Origin of the sequence: Pseudophaeobacter sp. 1A09344 (genome assembly GCF_041008745.1) — a bacterium.
GTDB lineage: Bacteria > Pseudomonadota > Alphaproteobacteria > Rhodobacterales > Rhodobacteraceae > Phycobacter > Phycobacter gallaeciensis_A.
The window spans coordinates 105637-121323 of record NZ_JAXGFS010000005.1 but is presented as its reverse complement, the minus strand read 5'-3'; the positions used below and the strand labels follow the sequence as shown (position 1 = coordinate 121323).

19 protein-coding genes are annotated in these 15687 nt (G+C 61.6%); 11 read left to right on the top strand and 8 right to left on the bottom strand.

Annotated elements, in window-relative coordinates:
* Window positions 1-208: 208 nt before the first annotated feature.
* On the top strand, window positions 209-613 hold the full coding sequence (gene mce / locus SM765_RS10610; RefSeq protein ID WP_065272933.1) for a methylmalonyl-CoA epimerase: 405 nt from the start codon (window positions 209-211) through the stop codon (window positions 611-613).
* Window positions 614-669: 56 nt separating this feature from the next.
* Window positions 670-945: a DUF1467 family protein gene (locus tag SM765_RS10605; protein WP_065272934.1), complete on the top strand. Its 276-nt coding sequence runs from the start codon at window positions 670-672 to the stop codon at window positions 943-945.
* Between the two features lie 58 nt (window positions 946-1003).
* Here the strand turns inward: SM765_RS10605 and SM765_RS10600 are convergent, their stop codons facing one another.
* The 3 genes from SM765_RS10600 to SM765_RS10590 all read right to left on the bottom strand — a co-directional run bounded on the left by SM765_RS10600 (window position 1004) and on the right by SM765_RS10590 (window position 2803).
* The gene (locus SM765_RS10600) at window positions 1004-1696 is read right to left on the bottom strand and encodes an EI24 domain-containing protein (protein ID WP_274837771.1); all 693 of its coding nucleotides are present in this window, start codon (window positions 1694-1696) and stop codon (window positions 1004-1006) included.
* The gene (locus SM765_RS10595) at window positions 1693-2271 is read right to left on the bottom strand and encodes a nitroreductase family protein (protein ID WP_065272936.1); all 579 of its coding nucleotides are present in this window, start codon (window positions 2269-2271) and stop codon (window positions 1693-1695) included. Before SM765_RS10595 ends, SM765_RS10600 begins: the two co-directional genes overlap by 4 nt.
* 97 nt (window positions 2272-2368) lie before the next feature.
* Window positions 2369-2803, bottom strand: coding sequence for a hypothetical protein (locus SM765_RS10590; RefSeq protein WP_065272937.1), 435 nt, complete (start codon window positions 2801-2803; stop codon window positions 2369-2371).
* Between the two features lie 189 nt (window positions 2804-2992).
* On the opposite strand from SM765_RS10590, the gene SM765_RS10585 reads away from it, so the two are divergent.
* Window positions 2993-3271, top strand: coding sequence for a DUF167 domain-containing protein (locus SM765_RS10585; protein WP_065272938.1), 279 nt, complete (start codon window positions 2993-2995; stop codon window positions 3269-3271).
* Here the strand turns inward: SM765_RS10585 and SM765_RS10580 are convergent.
* Window positions 3266-3532 (bottom strand): DUF8831 family protein, encoded by a 267-nt coding sequence (locus tag SM765_RS10580; RefSeq protein ID WP_065272939.1) that lies wholly within the window; start codon window positions 3530-3532, stop codon window positions 3266-3268. The two genes, SM765_RS10585 and SM765_RS10580, sit on opposite strands and share 6 nt — an antisense overlap.
* A gap of 161 nt (window positions 3533-3693) precedes the next feature.
* Between SM765_RS10580 and SM765_RS10575 the strand changes: the two genes are divergently transcribed.
* The 6 genes from SM765_RS10575 (at window position 3694) to SM765_RS10550 (ending at window position 9158) form a co-directional block, all read left to right on the top strand.
* Window positions 3694-4428, top strand: coding sequence for a M48 family metalloprotease (locus SM765_RS10575; RefSeq protein ID WP_274835032.1), 735 nt, complete (start codon window positions 3694-3696; stop codon window positions 4426-4428).
* A 2-nt stretch (window positions 4429-4430) separates the two neighbouring features.
* On the top strand, window positions 4431-4811 hold the full coding sequence (locus SM765_RS10570; protein WP_065272941.1) for a YigZ family protein: 381 nt from the start codon (window positions 4431-4433) through the stop codon (window positions 4809-4811).
* A 102-nt stretch (window positions 4812-4913) separates the two neighbouring features.
* Entirely contained in the window at window positions 4914-5183 is a 270-nt protein-coding gene (locus SM765_RS10565) for a DUF6455 family protein (protein ID WP_065273766.1), read from the top strand.
* Between the two features lie 28 nt (window positions 5184-5211).
* Entirely contained in the window at window positions 5212-5484 is a 273-nt protein-coding gene (locus SM765_RS10560; protein ID WP_274835031.1) for a DUF6455 family protein, read from the top strand.
* A 117-nt stretch (window positions 5485-5601) separates the two neighbouring features.
* Entirely contained in the window at window positions 5602-7014 is a 1413-nt protein-coding gene (rimO, locus tag SM765_RS10555; RefSeq protein ID WP_274837770.1) for a 30S ribosomal protein S12 methylthiotransferase RimO, read from the top strand.
* A gap of 188 nt (window positions 7015-7202) precedes the next feature.
* Window positions 7203-9158, top strand: a complete 1956-nt coding sequence (locus tag SM765_RS10550) for an AsmA family protein (RefSeq protein ID WP_368981503.1) — start codon at window positions 7203-7205, stop codon at window positions 9156-9158.
* A gap of 117 nt (window positions 9159-9275) precedes the next feature.
* Here the strand turns inward: SM765_RS10550 and SM765_RS10545 are convergent, their stop codons facing one another.
* The 4 genes from SM765_RS10545 to SM765_RS10530 are packed head-to-tail and all read right to left on the bottom strand — an operon-like array spanning window position 9276 to window position 13960.
* Window positions 9276-10772 (bottom strand): phosphomannomutase/phosphoglucomutase, encoded by a 1497-nt coding sequence (locus tag SM765_RS10545; RefSeq protein ID WP_274837768.1) that lies wholly within the window; start codon window positions 10770-10772, stop codon window positions 9276-9278.
* Between the two features lie 18 nt (window positions 10773-10790).
* Window positions 10791-11624, bottom strand: coding sequence for a 3-deoxy-8-phosphooctulonate synthase (kdsA, locus tag SM765_RS10540; RefSeq protein ID WP_274837767.1), 834 nt, complete (start codon window positions 11622-11624; stop codon window positions 10791-10793).
* 4 nt (window positions 11625-11628) lie between these two features.
* Entirely contained in the window at window positions 11629-13323 is a 1695-nt protein-coding gene (locus SM765_RS10535) for a KpsE/RkpR family capsule polysaccharide export protein (protein ID WP_065272947.1), read from the bottom strand.
* Window positions 13301-13960, bottom strand: coding sequence for an ABC transporter ATP-binding protein (locus SM765_RS10530; RefSeq protein WP_065272948.1), 660 nt, complete (start codon window positions 13958-13960; stop codon window positions 13301-13303). Before SM765_RS10530 ends, SM765_RS10535 begins: the two co-directional genes overlap by 23 nt.
* 299 nt (window positions 13961-14259) lie before the next feature.
* Here SM765_RS10530 and SM765_RS10525 point away from each other — a divergent pair, with 299 nt between their 5' ends.
* Together SM765_RS10525 and SM765_RS10520 are read left to right on the top strand one after the other, a co-directional pair.
* Window positions 14260-14862, top strand: coding sequence for a uracil-DNA glycosylase family protein (locus SM765_RS10525; RefSeq protein ID WP_274835025.1), 603 nt, complete (start codon window positions 14260-14262; stop codon window positions 14860-14862).
* Window positions 14862-15653: an SseB family protein gene (locus SM765_RS10520; protein ID WP_274830104.1), complete on the top strand. Its 792-nt coding sequence runs from the start codon at window positions 14862-14864 to the stop codon at window positions 15651-15653. The genes SM765_RS10525 and SM765_RS10520 overlap by 1 nt, the downstream gene beginning before the upstream one ends.
* The last annotated feature ends 34 nt before the right edge of the window (window positions 15654-15687 follow it).

Genomic DNA, 15687 nt, shown 5'->3' with positions numbered 1-15687 from the left:
TGACTGACGCTATGGATTTGAGGCTAATTAGAGGTTAACGCGATGCAGGAGATGCCAAGGCTGCGGGTTTTCCCCATGATTGCCTGCGGTTGCCCGGTGTTCTCTGCAGCCGCCCGGTAGCGCGCGCCGTGCGCATTGGCGCACTTGCCCCCATTGGCTGGTCTCAGCATAAGGAAGTCGAACAGGATTTGAGAGGAGAATACACATCATGATCGGTCGTTTGAACCATGTCGCGATTGCCGTGCCCGACCTTGAGGCGGCCTCGGCTCAGTACCGTGATGCGTTGGGCGCCAAGGTCGGCGCACCGCAGGATGAGCCCGATCATGGTGTCACAGTTGTCTTCATAGAGCTGCCCAACACCAAGATTGAGCTGCTTTACCCGCTGGGGGATGACTCGCCCATCAATGGCTTCCTGGAAAAGAACCCCGCTGGTGGCATTCACCACGTCTGCTACGAGGTTGAGGATATCCTGGCTGCGCGGGATCACCTGAAGGCGCAGGGTGCGCGGGTTTTGGGCTCTGGCGAGCCGAAGATCGGTGCCCATGGCAAGCCGGTTCTTTTCCTGCACCCCAAAGATTTCAACGGCTGCCTGGTGGAACTGGAGCAGGTTTGAGGCTACCTGAGGCCAGCGCCGGACGTCGGCGCGCGGATATACAATAAAGGTGCGCTATGGGAATTACATCGGGACTGGTGCTTTATGCGGTGATCTGGTTCATGACCTTCCTGATCGTCATTCCGATCCGGCTTGAGACACAAGGTGACAAGGGGGAGATCGTGCCCGGCACCCATGCCGGCGCGCCCGAAAACCATTATCTGAAGCAGAAGGCGGTGATCACCACCATCGCAGCCTTCGTGATCTGGGCCATCGTGGCAGGAATAATCCTGTCCGGAGTGATCAGCGTGAATGATTTCGATTGGTTCGACCGGCTGCCCGATCCAAAATAGCGCCTCTTGAGAAAACGCGGCCCGGGGGGATGCCCCCGGACAGTTGATCTGTTCGCCGTCAGGCCCTGCGCCACAGGCTGTGGAATATATGGGTGAAGGTGGCCGCGCCCAGGATCGGGATCACCAGGTTCACCAGCGGCACTGACAGCGGCATCGCCATCAACGTGCCTGCGATCCAAATGGTTCCCATGTGCTTGCGCCGCATCTTGCGGGCCTCGGGCATTCCGATGCGTCTGGCGGCGGCCAGGGTGAAGTATTCCCGGCCCAGAAAGAACCCGTTCAGCCCCCAGAAAATGAACATCGCGATGGGCGGGAACATCAGATAAAGCACCAGCGCCAGCAGGTTCGCGGCGATCAGCACGCCAAGGAAATTGACCGTGTCGCGCAGCGCCTCCACGATCGTTGGATCAGAGGCAGGGGGGAGCTGAGGGAAATGCTTGTCCTCAACCGCCTGTGCCACCTGATCCAGAAACATCGAAGTGATGGCCGAAGCGACCGGGACCATCAGAAAGACCGACAGCCCCATCATCAGAAGGATCGACCCGAAGGACAGGATATCGTCCAGCCATGTCACCTCCCCGAACAGGGGCAGTGTGACCTGCGGGCCGACCAGCCACTGCACCAGAAAGAAGAACAGCACATATGTGGCGATCAGCAGCGCAAAGGTCAGCCCGACACCCAGAAAAAGAACCCTGCGAAAGCGCGGATCGCCGGTCTGGGCCAGGGACTTGAAAAAGGCGTCAAAGATCATGTGCTGATCCAGCTGGTGATGCGCTCCAGATCCGGGCGCGGGCGTTCCGGCGGCTTGGTACCTTCGGTGGCAATATGGATGAAGCCGGCGATGCGTTCGTGCGGCGCCAGCGACAGGGCCTCTTCGCAGAACTGGCGGTCGTGGCTAACCCAGCCTGAGAGCCAATTCGCCCCCCATCCGGCCGCCAGCGCCGCATTGAGCAGCGCAAGGCAGACAGCGCCCGCGGAATAGGTTTGTTCGATGGCCGGGATCTTGGGGCTGTCGGTCTGCACCTCAATCACCGCGACGGCCAGTTGGCCAAGCTCGAACTGGCTGCGCCCCTTGGCGATATCCTCGGGCGATTTTCCCAGCCGCTCACCTGCGGCTGTGGTCAGCTCTGCAAGCCGTCCCATGGCGGGTTTTTCGATGACGATGAAGCGCCAGGGCTCCAGCTTGCCGTGATCGGGCGTGCGGGCGGCGGCGGTCAGCAGAACCTGCAACTCGTCCCGGCTGGGGACCGGTGCGACCAACGTCTTCGCGGGGCGGGAGCGGCGGTTCAGAAGGAAATCAAGGGCGGCAGCATTCTGTTCGGGCATATGTGAAACCTTTTTACATCAAGGTTTTATATGCTGGCTGGCGCGTGTTTTTCAAGGGGCGGTTCGGTGATTATCGCGGCGCGCGGTGCGGCAGCAATTATTCCCAGACCATGCGCTGGCCGCTGAGGCAGGCATGCAACGAGCCGGGCGGGATCAAACCAAGGTCCTGGAAGAAGGTGAAGTAATCCATGTGACCGATGTATTCAGCAATCCGGTCCCCTTCAAACCGCGCCATGAGACAATCGTAGGCGACAATCATTTCCGCGGTCGAAAGGCACTTGGCTGAAATGCGAATGCGCATCGAGATCCAGTCGTCCTGTTCGATCGCATTCATAACCTCAAAGGAGGACGGTCCGACCAAGCCCTGTACAACGAGTTTGAATTCGACCCATTCCATCATCGGAATGATCTGGCCTCCGGTGACAGGTCCGCAAAAGGTCGCCTCCTCGGTGAAATACCGACCCAAATCGAAGTCACCGGGATCTCCGAGGGCGGCATTCAGGAAATCAAGAATGATCGATTTTTTGTCCATAGGAGGTAACACCGAATACACAGGAGCCGCGCAGGCCCAACCAAACACATCTCAGGCGGTGCGAACCGCGTAACTTAACCTCACGCATTTTGAAGCGATCGTGGCTTGCTGTACAGCAGCTTGTTTCGGACCGTTGCAGCATTGCAATTGGTGCTGGTGTTTTGAGGGGCGGCAGGGCATCAAATCGACATGGGAAAACCAAAGAAGAAAGATCTACCGGACCTTGCGGACCTGGCCGTTGCGGGGCTGGAGATCCAGGTGCGGGCCACGCCAAAGGCGGCGCGCAACGCGATCACCCGGACCGAGGCGGGGCTGAAGGTCTCGGTCACCGTGGCGCCGGAAAACGGCAAGGCCAATGCCGCAGTCGCGGATTTACTGGCCCGGGCCATGGGCGTTGCGCCCTCTGCTCTGGAGCTGCGCCGGGGCGCCACATCACGGGACAAGGTTTTCGTCTATCGCGGCTCATGAACCAGATGCGGGATCCTGCGGCGTGGCCTCATCCGGAACCAGGCGATAAACGCCTTCGGGTAGGTCAAGCGCAGCGGCCAGATCGCGCAGCTGGCTGTAGGAGAGGGTGATCTTTTCTACCCTGTCGGTGCGAGGATCGAATTGCTCCACAGTCACGCATTCCGCAAAGGCGTTGATGGTCACATCTTCCAGCAAAGGGCGCTCGCCCTCATCCACCAGGGTAACGACGGTCGAGTCGAATTCGTGTTCGATGGTAAACATATCCCGATGTTGCCACCTTGGTGCTGTGATTGGCAAGTGTTTGCGCGCGCACCAGAAATGTGACGCGAACCTCCGCTGACGGCTGCAGAATCCGGCTGTCTGCGATTGAACCTCGGTTGGGTCCCGGCCTATGATCGGACGATGACGTCAAGGACAGGCCGATGCGCTCCATTCTGAAAACAGTCTCGCTTTGCGCACTCAGTGTTTTGAGCGCCTGCGGCGTTCCCGGTGCCCCGCCGCCCGGCGGCGGAGCGGTTGCTCCGGCAACACCCGGGGCACAGGTATCTGGCCTTTCGCCAGCCGAAGCTCGGGCAACCTTTGCCACAGTCGCCAGCCGGGTTGAACCGGTGGCCGAACGCACCTGCCGGACGCAGACCAGTGGCATGAATTGCGACTATCTGATCCGGATCGATCCCGACGCCAAGGCGCCGCCGAATGCCTATCAGAGCCTGTCGCAGTCCGGCCGCCCGGTAATCACCTTCACCCGCTCCATGCTGGGGCAGATCGCCAACGCGGATGAGCTGGCCTTTGTCATGTCGCACGAGGCTGCGCACCATATCCGCGCGCATCTGGCGCGCCAGCAGCAGAATGCGGTGGCGGGTTCGGTGTTGCTAGCCGGGCTTGCCACCCTTGCCGGAGGCAGTGCGGCGGATATCTCCAACGCACAGGATCTGGGCGCCATTGTCGGTGCGCGCGGATATTCGAAGGAATTCGAACTGGAGGCGGATCAGCTCGGCACCATCATTACGCATCAGGCCGGATACCGGCCCAGCGTTGGCGTGCAGTTCTTCTATCGCCTGCCGGATCCTGGCGACAAATTTCTTGGCAGCCATCCGGCCAATCCGGACCGGGTGCGTGTGGTGCAGCAGACCATCACCCGCTACGGGCTGAATTGATCATGGCGGAAAACTCTGCAGATGCAGCGCCCGAGATGAAAAAATTGGGCGTGGTCCTGACCGACCGGGGGTCACGCTATGCGGTGACCGGCGCCCGGGTTACGTCACGCGCCGAAGTCGACGCGGTGCTGGCGGCACTGAAAACCGACCGCGCCTACGCCAAGGCCACCCATAACACCTGGGCGGCGATGCTGCCGACGGGCGCGCTCAAGGCCGACGACGGAGAGAGCGGCGCCGGGATGGTGATCCTGCGGATGATGGAGCGGGAAGGGCTGCAAGATCACCTGATCATCGTCACCCGCTGGTATGGCGGCAAGAAACTGGGCGGCGACCGCTTTCGCCGGGTTCAGGACGCGGTGCGCGCCTATCTGAACCCCGCCTAGGCCCGCGTTACGCGATTGACCTGCATCAAGGTCCGGGGCCGGGCCTGTGGTATTTTCTGGCGTGACACGCAGCCAGGAGAACGCGCGATGGATGATTGCGGGATCAAGGACAAAGCTAAACTGAAGACGCACGCGGCCCTTTTTGATGAAATGGGGCAGGCGGTTGGGCTGGATCTTCAGGAAGAGGCCATCGCGGGGCGGCTGAATTTCGATGAAATCGCCGAAGCGGTGCTGCGCTGCACCCGCTGCGCCCATCCCGAGACCTGCCAGAAGTGGTTGCATTCACCCGCGCGTGCAGATGAGGCGGCAGACACTCCTGATTACTGCCGCAACCGCGATCTGCTGGGGTATCTGCGCGAACCGGTTGCCTGATCTGGCAGCCTTTGGGGAGGATCAAGACATGCATCCATTGGGGGACGCGCTGTATCACCTGAGGCTTCTGGGGCTAATGGGCAAAACCACCGAGGCCGATCTGGTCGAGGCCTTTGAGGCAGGCCGCATCAGTTCCGAGGACTGGGCGGATATGGTCAACCGCTGCCGGGCCTGCGAGGGTATCGAGACTTGCGAACGCTGGCTCGCTGCCCATGACAAAGCCGAAGAGGCACCCGGCTGCTGCAAGAATGCCAAGGTCCTGCTGCACCTGCGGGCCGAGAAGGAAAAAGCAGAGGTTTGAGGCCGCAGACAAGGCTGGAGAATGCCTGTGGGCGCTCACTGGTCAAGGCCAAAGAGGCGGTGCTCCCGCTGAAAACATCCATTCCCAAAGCCACACGCGCGTACTATATGCGCAGCCATGACCAGCAATCCGCCAGACCTCCGCCCCGACCTCGCCCCGAAAGCCCAGTTCGGTGATGCCCCGCGCAAAGACCAGCCGACCCTTGGCATGGTGTCGCTCGGCTGCCCCAAGGCGTTGGTGGACAGTGAGCGCATCCTGACCCGGCTGCGCGCCGAAGGATACGGCATCTCTGCCGATTACGCGGGCGCCGATGCGGTGATCGTCAATACCTGCGGGTTCCTCGACAGTGCCAAGGCCGAAAGTCTGGACGCCATCGGTGAGGCGCTGAAGGAAAATGGCAAGGTTATCGTCACCGGCTGCCTTGGCGCCGAGCCGGACTATATCCGCGAACATCATCCGCGCATTCTGGCCGTCACCGGTCCACACCAGTATGAACAGGTGCTGGATGCCGTACACGCTGCTGTGCCGCCTGCGCCCGATCCCTTTGTCGACCTGCTGCCTGCAACCGGCGTCAGCCTGACGCCCCGGCACTTCAGCTATCTGAAGATCTCGGAAGGCTGCAATCACAAGTGCAAGTTCTGCATCATCCCGGACATGCGCGGGCGGCTGGTCTCGCGCCCCGCCCACGCCGTGCTGCGCGAGGCGGAGAAGCTGGTCGATGCAGGCGTGCGCGAACTTCTGGTGATCAGTCAGGATACCTCGGCCTATGGGCTCGACCGCAAATACGATGTGAACCCCTGGAAAGAGGGCGAGATACGCAGCCATATCACCGATCTGTCGCGGGCGCTGGGGCAGTTGGCACCTGCATCGGACCTTTGGGTGCGGCTGCATTATGTCTATCCGTATCCGCACGTGCGCGAGTTGATCCCGTTGATGGCGGACCCGGACAACGCGCTTCTGCCCTATCTAGACATCCCCTTTCAGCACGCCCACCCGGATGTGCTGAAACGCATGGCACGCCCCGCAGCGGCGGCGAAAACGCTGGACGAAATCCGCGCCTGGCGCGAGATCTGCCCGGAGATCACCCTGCGCTCCACCTTCATCGTCGGCTACCCCGGCGAGACGGAGGCGGAGTTCCAGCATCTTCTCGACTGGATGGATGAGGCGCAACTCGACCGGGTTGGCTGTTTCAAATACGAAAACGTCGACGGCGCGCGCTCCAATGATCTGCCGGATCACGTGGCCGAAGAGGTGAAGCAGGAGCGCTGGGAACGCTTCATGGAAAAGGCGCAGGCGATTTCCGAGGCCAAGCTGGCGGCCAAGGTCGGCCAGACTATGCAAGTCATCGTGGACGACATCGACGAAGACGGCATCGCCACCTGCCGCACCAAGGCCGACGCGCCCGAGATCGACGGCAACCTGTTCATCGACGAGGGCACCGAAGGTCTGAAGGTGGGCGATCTGGTCTCCGTCGAAGTGGACGAGGCCGGGGAGTACGACCTTTGGGGGGCACTGGTCGCTGACGGGTAAGCTCCGCTCACATCTGAAGGCTGTTTCTTGGTTCAATAGGCTCCGTGGCTTGTGCCGGGGGCTGTCCGCTGATGAAATTTCCGATGCGGCAATGGTGAAGTCTGTCCGCGACACTGTCCGGGCCAACCGACTATTGCGCCTTGCGGGGCGCACTGTATCCTCGGGGGAAACAGGCAGCGGAGGGTGCTATGCGGCTGATCATTCGGGTTCTTTCGGCAATATTGCTGACGCTTGCCGTGTTGATCGGGGTGGTCTTCATGCTGCCGGGAGAGAAAGTCGCGGCGCTGGCGGCGCAGCAGCTCGAGGCGCAGACCGGCCGCAAGCTTGAGTTTCAGGGCGAGGTGGGCTTCAGCCTCTGGCCGGTGCTTGGGGTCAGAACCGAAGGCGTGACCCTGTCGAATGCCGAGTGGGCGGGACCCGAGCCGATGCTGCGGGCAGCGCGGATGTCCATCGGGATCGCTGCCGCTGACCTGCTGCGCGGCAAGGTACGGGTGACCGAAGTGACCGCCTTGCTGCCGCATTTGAACCTGTCGACCCGCGCTGATGGCACCGGGAACTGGGTGATGTCGCCCAAGGCAACCGCGGGTGCGGAGACTGACGCCTCCCCGCAGGAGGGCAGCGATCTGGCGGTTCAGATCGAAAAGTTGACCCTGACCGGGGCCTCGCTGCGCTATGCGCCGCATGGAGGTACGCCGGTTGAGATGAAGGCCATCGATCTGGCGCTCAGCTGGCCGGATCCCGGCGGTACCGTGGATATGGAGATGACGTTGCGCCCGGTCGAGGCGCCGGTTCAGGTGAAGGCAGAGATCGGCACATTTGCGGAATTCCTCACCGGGCGGGTGTCTTCGGTCGGGGGGACTGTCAGCGGGCCCGGCGGCGTGCTGATGTTCGACGGCCGGGCCGGGATCGATGGGGCAGGATCGGGGCGGGTGACGCTGAAAACCACGGATAGCGCCGGTTTCATCGCGGCGCTGGGCGGTGGTGAGGTCTCTCTCCCCAAGGGGCTGGGGCAGGCTGCTGTGGTCGGCGCCGATGCCACCTATACGCCGGATGGGCGTCTGGCGCTGCGCGATCTGTCACTGGATCTGGATGGCAACACCCTGCAGGGGGCTGCGGATCTTGTCATGGCGGATGTGCCAGAGGTGACGGCGCAGCTGTCGGCTGGTGCGCTGTCCTTTCCGGGGCTGGACTCGCCCGTCGAGAGCAGTGGATCGGTCGCGGGCAGTGCGCCCGATGGTTGGCCCAAGGAGCAGATTGATGCCTCGGCCCTGTCAGCCTTCAACGGCACCGCTGTCCTGACCTTCCAGAGCCTGTCGGCGGCGGGGTATAACCTTGGCGAAAGCAAGCTGACATTCACTCTGGACCGCGCCCGCGCGGTGCTGAAGGCCCAGCCTGCCACCATGTTCGGCGGACAGGTGACCGGGCAGGTCGTGGCCAACAACCGCAACGGCCTGTCGGTGGGCGGCAAGCTGTCCTTCAACGATATCCAGCTGGAACAGGCGCTTGGGCAGACGGCGGGCTATGACCGCTTGCATGGCGCCGCGCTGGGGGAGATCGAATACCTGGGCGTTGGCAATTCGGTGGATGCGATCATGCGCTCGCTCAGCGGCAAGGGCTGGTTGGAGGCAGGCAAAGGCTTTTTCACCGGTTTCGACCTTGAGGACCTGATGCGCTCCGGCTCGGGTAATGGCGGCAGCACGGTGTTCGAACAGTTGACTGGCAGCTACACGATCGCAAACGGTAACCTGCAGAACAACGATCTGTTGGTCATCATCAAGGGGCTCCGGGCCGAAGGTGCAGGCCGGATCGGTCTGGGCGCGCGGGATCTGGATTACCGTTTCACGCCCACCCTGCAGGGAGCGGATGGCGGCGCCGGGTTGTCGATCCCGGTTGCCATCACCGGACCGTGGAGCGCGCCAAAAATCCGGCCCGATCTGAAATCCGCCCTGCAGCCGCAGATCGACGAGATCGAGCAGGAGGCCAAGGACCGCGTGCGCGAAAAGCTGAGCGAGGAGCTGGAGACCGAGATCGCGCCGGAGCTGGAGACCGAGATCGCGCCGGAGCAGGACCTGAACGAGGTGATCAAGGACCGGATTGAGCAGGAAGCCAAGGACCAGCTGCTGCGGCTGTTGCAGGGTAACTGAGCCGGGCCGGAAGGCGCTCCTGAGCTGAAATGAAAAAGCCGCGCCCACCAAAGCTGGGCGCGGCGGTCGTCCGGGCCATGGCCCGGGCGAAAGACCTTCAGTCAGTCAACAACTTGATCAGATCGTCTGATCGTAGTCCCCGACCAGCGGTTCGGTGCGGATCACCGCATCGATATCGGCAAAGATCGCGCGCAGCTCTTCGTCACTGTCGCTGCTTTCGCAAACCACCACCAGGTTCGGCGTGTTGGAAGAGGCGCGCACCAGCCCCCAGGATCCATTGTCCAGGATCACGCGGGCGCCGTTGACGGTGACGACTTCTTTGATGGCGCGACCTGCGATTTTCTCGCCAGCCTCAGCCTTGGCCACCAGTTTGGCAACAAGGCGCTCCAACACGTCGTATTTCTCGGTATCGGCGCAATAGGGGGACATTGTCGGGGTCGACCAGGTCTTGGGCAGCGCCTTGCGGAGATCCGACATCTTCATGTCCGGGTTGCGGTCCATCAGTTTGCAGATCTCGACCGCCACGCGCATGCCGCAGTCATAGCCGCGACCCACCGGTTCGGCGAGGAAGTAGTGGCCGGATTTTTCAAACCCCGCCAAGGCGCCGATTTCCTTCACGCGCCGTTTCATGTGGCTGTGGCCAGTCTTCCAGTAATCGGCTTTAACGCCGTTTTTCTGCAGCTCGGGGTCCGAGGCAAAAAGGCCAGTGGATTTCACATCAGCGACAAAGGTCGCGTTCGGATAGATCTTGCTGAGGTCCCGCGCCATGATGACGCCAACCTTGTCGGCAAAGATCTCTTCGCCTTCGTCATCCACCACGCCGCAGCGGTCGCCATCGCCATCAAATCCGAGCGCGAAATCCGCACCCGAGGCTTTGACGCTGTCGGACATGTCGTGCAGCATTTCCATGGCTTCGGGGTTGGGGTTGTAGTTGGGGAAGGTGTAGTCCAGCTCGTTGTGGCTGGGGACCACCTCGACGCCGATCCGCTCGAACAGCTCGGGGCCAAAGGCCGAGGCGGTGCCGTTGCCGGTGGCGCAGACCACCTTCAGCTTGCGGGTCATCTTGAAGTCGCCGACCAGATCATCAAGGTAGGCTTCCTTGACGCCATCGACGAATTCATACGAGCCGCCATCGCGGGCCACGCCTTCGCCGTTGAGGACGATATCACGCAGCTCGGCCATTTCATCCGGGCCGTGGGTCAGCGGGCGCTCAAAGCCCATCTTTACGCCGGTCCAGCCATTCGGGTTGTGACTGGCGGTGACCATGGCGACGGCAGGCACGTCAAGATGGAACTGCGCGAAATAGGCCATGGGAGAGACCGCCGGGCCGATGTCCTTGACGCGGATGCCGGCCTGCATCAGGCCCAGGATCAGCGCCTGCTTGATCGCCAGCGAATAGTCGCGGTAATCGTTGCCGACCGCGATCACAGGCTCAATCCCGCGTTTGTGGATCTGGGTGCCAAGGCCAAGGCCAAGGGCCGTCATGCCGGGCAGGTTGATTTCCTCGGGGTATTTCCAGCGGGCGTCATATTCGCGAAAACCGGTCGGCGTGATCATCGGATCGCGCAGGAAGGACCAGGTGTTCGGGGTGACGGGGGAGATCGGTTTAGTCATTAAATTCACTTTCGGGCATCAAATCGAAATCGGGTTTGCCTTGGCGAGCTGGTCAAAGGCCATCAACGTCTCGATCAGTTTCGGCATCTGGTCGAGATAGATCATATTGGGGCCATCCGAGGGGGCGCTATCGGGATCTTCGTGGGTCTCGATGAAAACCGCACCGATGCCCAGGGAAACGGCAGCCCGGGCCATGACAGGCGCGAATTCACGCTTGCCACCCGAAGAGCCGCCCTGTCCACCGGGTTGCTGCACCGCGTGGGTGGCATCCATCACCACGGGATAGCCGGTCTGCGCCATGATCGGTAGCGAGCGCATATCCGCCACCAGCGCGTTGTAACCAAAGGAGGCGCCCCGTTCAGTCAGCAGGATGTTCTCATTGCCGGTGCTTTCCACCTTGGCTACCACATTGGCCATGTCCCAGGGCGCTAGAAACTGCCCCTTCTTGATGTTGACGGCCTTGCCGGTCTTGCCCGCTGCCAGCAGCATATCGGTCTGGCGGCACAGGAAGGCGGGGATCTGCAGGATATCCACGGCTTCGGCGGCTACGGCGCATTGTTCCTCGGTATGCACATCGGTCAGCACCGGCACGTCGAATTCACGGCGGATATCGCCGAGAACCTTCAGCCCCTCGTCAAGACCAAGGCCGCGCTTGCCGGACAAAGAGGTCCGGTTGGCCTTGTCGTAGGAGGCCTTGAACACATATTGCGCCCCGGCGGCCGCGCAGGCCTCTTTCATTTTGCCTGCGATCATGCGGGCGTGGTCGGCGGTTTCCAGCTGGCAAGGACCGGCAATCACTGTCAGAGGACAGTCATTGCTGATCGTCAGCCCGGCGATTTTGATGTGTTTCATAGCGTTAAGAGGATACCTGTTCCCGGAGAATGGATGCTGTAAGCGAGCACATCAGGTAAATACCGGAAAAGATCAGGAAAGCCAAAATCGTATTTTCGAACTTTCGCGGATAGGAGGGTTCCTCGCTGGGAACCGGTTCAACCGCGGTAGTCAGGTAACGGACCTGACGGTTGGCCTCCATGCGGGTGGTTTCCACTTGCTGCAAGGCCGATTGCAGCATCAGATCGCGGGTTGCGAGATCAGCCTGAGCCATCTGGATCTGCACACTGAGGCTGGCGAGCGAGTTTTCGCCAGCAGCGGCATCGGTCATCCGGTCGTTGAGCCGCTGAATCAACGCCTCCAGACGGGAGATATCAGCCTCTGCACCGGCCACCTTGGCCTGGTTGGGGCGGGTGTTGTCCATCAGGGCGGCCAGTTCCAGCTCCTTCTCCTGCAGCTGCACCTCAAAGGTGGAAATCTGCGAACGCAGTGACAGGATCACGCCTTCGGGATCTAGAACCGCGCCTTTTTGTTGCAGCCGCACCAGATGTTCCTGAGCCTGACGGCGTTTCGTCTCCGCCAGTTCGAGCGCGGCCTCTGCCTCGCCCACCTGATCGGAGCGTTTCTGTTCGGATAGGTGGTTTACCTTTTCCTGCGCGTAGGAGATCAGCCGGTCCGAGAATTCCGCAGAGACCACCGGATCAGCCGCGGTGACTTCCATCCGGATCACGCCCTCGGTCGGATCATAGCCGATTTTGACGTTGCGCGAGTAGATCTTGTAAGCCTGTTCGTTGCTTGCGGCTGGGTCCAGACGTTGAATCGGGTCGATCCAGTCCTGGGTGAAATGCGCCTTGAAGCCGACTTCTTCATCCAGCCGCAGCATGGCTTCCTTTGATTGCAGAAAGCTTTGTACCGCAGTGGAATCCTGGCTGGTGGCAAATTGCGTTCCCGAAAGCAGACCGCTCATCGACCCGGCGCTGTCGGCCTTGAGCACCAGAAATTCGGATTTGGCCGAATACATCGGCGTTGCCACGGCATAGAAATAGTATCCGGTGATCAGCGTCGGCAGCATCACGAAAAAGCTGAGCCGCCCCAAGAGCAGCCACAGCTTGCGCCGCCGCCGCTTGGCGATATCTCGCTGGATTTCCTGGATTTCTTTGTTGCGACGCTCTGCCGGGCTCAGCTCGGTCGAGGGTAGGGTCGTCTTGGCGGCGGGCACGGTCTGCGGCAGCTGGATCGCGCCGGGGTCCGGAGCGCCCTCTGGCCGGGCCTTGTTCTGTGGGACCACCAGTTCCAGCATGTTGGAACGCTTGAAGGGATCAATCCCTTTCAGGCGGAGCAGGCGGACGGCTTCGAAATCCGAGGTAACCGGCAGATTGTGCTGCTGCGCCACGCGCCGTGCCATGCGCAGCTGACGGCCGGTCAGCCCTTCACGGCGGATCTCGTCGATATCCGTGGAGGTCTTGGTCTCACGCGCGCTGCTGACCTGGCCGGACATTGCCTGCCCGGTCGCGGCGCTGGGTTTCGCGTCTTTTTGCCCTGCTGAAGCCGTGGCCTGAGTGGATTTGACCTCAGACGCGCTAGCCTGCGTTGTTGCTCCTGCGGCTTTGGCGCTGCTGTCGGGGCCTGGGGCCTCGACAGGGCGCGCTGCAGCCGCAGCGGCGGCGCCGCTCGATGTGCGGCGGATGCGGAATTTCTTAGCCTTGGGTTTGGTAGTCATAGAGCTGCTTTGCCTCTTCCAAGGTTTCAAACATATGCAATTGCCCGTCCATCAGAACGGCTGCGGAGCGGGCGAATTTTTCCAGCGTTTTAGGCTGGTGGGACACGATCACGATGGTGGTTGTCTGCAGGCGTTCCTGCAGGATCGAGCCGGCCTTGCGGTTGAATTCCACATCGGTCGTGCTGGGCATGCCTTCGTCGATCAGATAGATATCGAAATCCAGCGCCAGCATCAGCGAAAAACTGAACCGTGCCCGCATGCCCGAGGAATAGGTGCCAAGGGGTTGGTCGAAGTATTCGCCAAGCCCGCAAAGCCAGCGGCAGTAGGCTTCGACATAATCCGGGTCCAGCCCATAGAGTTTGGCGATGTAACGGCTGTTTTCCATGCCGGACAGGCGGTTGATGACGCCGCCCATGAAACCCAGCGGAAAGGAAATCTTGCAGCCTCGTCGGATTTCGCCCTCGTCTGGTTTCTCAAGGCCCGCCATCATGTTGATCAGAGTGGTCTTGCCGGTGCCGTTCGGGGCCAGGATGCCCATGGATTTACCCAGCTCCACGCGAAAAGACACCCGGTCAAGGATCACCTTGCGCTGGGTGCCGGTCCAGAAGGACTTGCTGACATTTTCAAACTCAAGCATGGCTTGTTCCGGTCTTGCCTGTCTGGTCCGTTGTCCGGCCTCTTGCCTCGGATGGCCCTTAAAAAGGACCGCTGCACTGTGCCACGGTTCTGATCGCGGCGATTTGATCAGGTTTGGTTACCTGAATTATATTAACGTCCTACGCGTGAAATCGGGCTTTGTTATGTCAAATTGTGACATAAATTCTGAACCGCTGCTTTACTCTTCGTCCATGGGCAGGGCAGCAAGCGGTCGATGCATCTGGGCGAGGACAATTTGGGCCATTCTATAGCGATTTTGTTTCCAAAAGGGAAACGATGATGAGGCAAAGTTTCCATGACTGCGCGGCGCTGACGCAGGAGATTTCCGGTTGCCGCCTTTGTGCGCAACGGTTTGCCGCCACGGCCACGCGGCATGCGCCGCGCCCGGTGGTCTGGTTCCGCCCCTCAGCACGGATCCTGATCGCGGGACAGGCGCCGGGTCTGCGGGTCCATGACAGCGGACGCCCCTATACGGATGCCTCCGGCGACCGGTTGCGCCAGTGGCTGGGGATTTCCGAGGATGTTTTCTATGACCGGGACCAGATCGCCATCGTCCCGATGGCCTTTTGTTTTCCGGGGTATAACGCGAAAAAGGCGGATCTGCCGCCGCCGCCGGAATGCGCTCGCACCTGGCAGCACAGGGTGATGTCCGTCCTTCCCGAGGTTGAGCTGACGGTGCTTGTGGGAGGCTATGCGCAGCAGCATCATCTGGGGAAAAAGGCCCGGGTTAGCGATACGGTTGCCGATTGGCGCGCGCATGCGCCGCGCGTCTTTCCCTTGCCTCATCCGTCCTGGCGCAATACCGCATGGCTGAAACGCCACCCCTGGTTTGAAACAGATCTGCTGCCCGCGCTGCGGCACCGGGTCAAGGAGCTTTTGTGATGACAATGCCAACGCCGCTGGATCAGGCCCACGCACAGATGGAGGCAGAGCCCGCGTCGGATGCCGCGCGTCTGCGGTTCTACGAACGGCTATCGGATGCCGAACTCTTTCTGATGCTGGAAAAGGAAGTCGAGAACGACAAGCTGGAGCCGGCCCTGTTCGACACGCCCGAGGGGCGCTTCGTCCTGGTCTTCGACCGCGAAGAGCGGCTCGCCCAGTTTGCCGGGCGCGCGGTGCCCTATGCGGCGCTGGCCGGGCGGGGGATCGTGCAGATGCTGTCGGGGCAGGGGATCGGTCTGGGCGTCAATCTTGAGGTCGCCCCCTCTGCCATGCTGATCCCGGCCGAGGCGATTGGCTGGCTTGAAGAAACTCTGGGTCATGCGCCGGATCAGGTAGAGGCGGCCATCGAAAGCTTCCTGCCGCCCGCCGGTCTTCCGGATCTTCTGCTGACGGCGCTGGATACCAAACTGGCGACTGCGGCTGGGCTGGCGCAATCGGCCTATCTGGTGGCAGTGCGCTACCAGGGTGGCGGGCAGGGGCATCTGCTGGGCTTTGTCGATGCCAAGGACGCCGCGCGGGATGCCCTGGCCAAGGCGGTGGGCGAGGCGTTGACCTTTTCCGGGATCGAGGCTGGGGCGCTGGATGTCGGGTTTTTCCAGGCGTCCGATACGGCTGCGGCCAGCCTGTCACGGGTAGGGCTGCGGTTTGATCTGCCGCAGCCAGAGGCGCCGCAGGTCTATCAGCCAGTCGCGCCCGGCAGCGATCCGGACAAACCACCGCGTTTGAAATAATCAGTTCGCGTGGCACGGCGGCGACCCGCCGTGC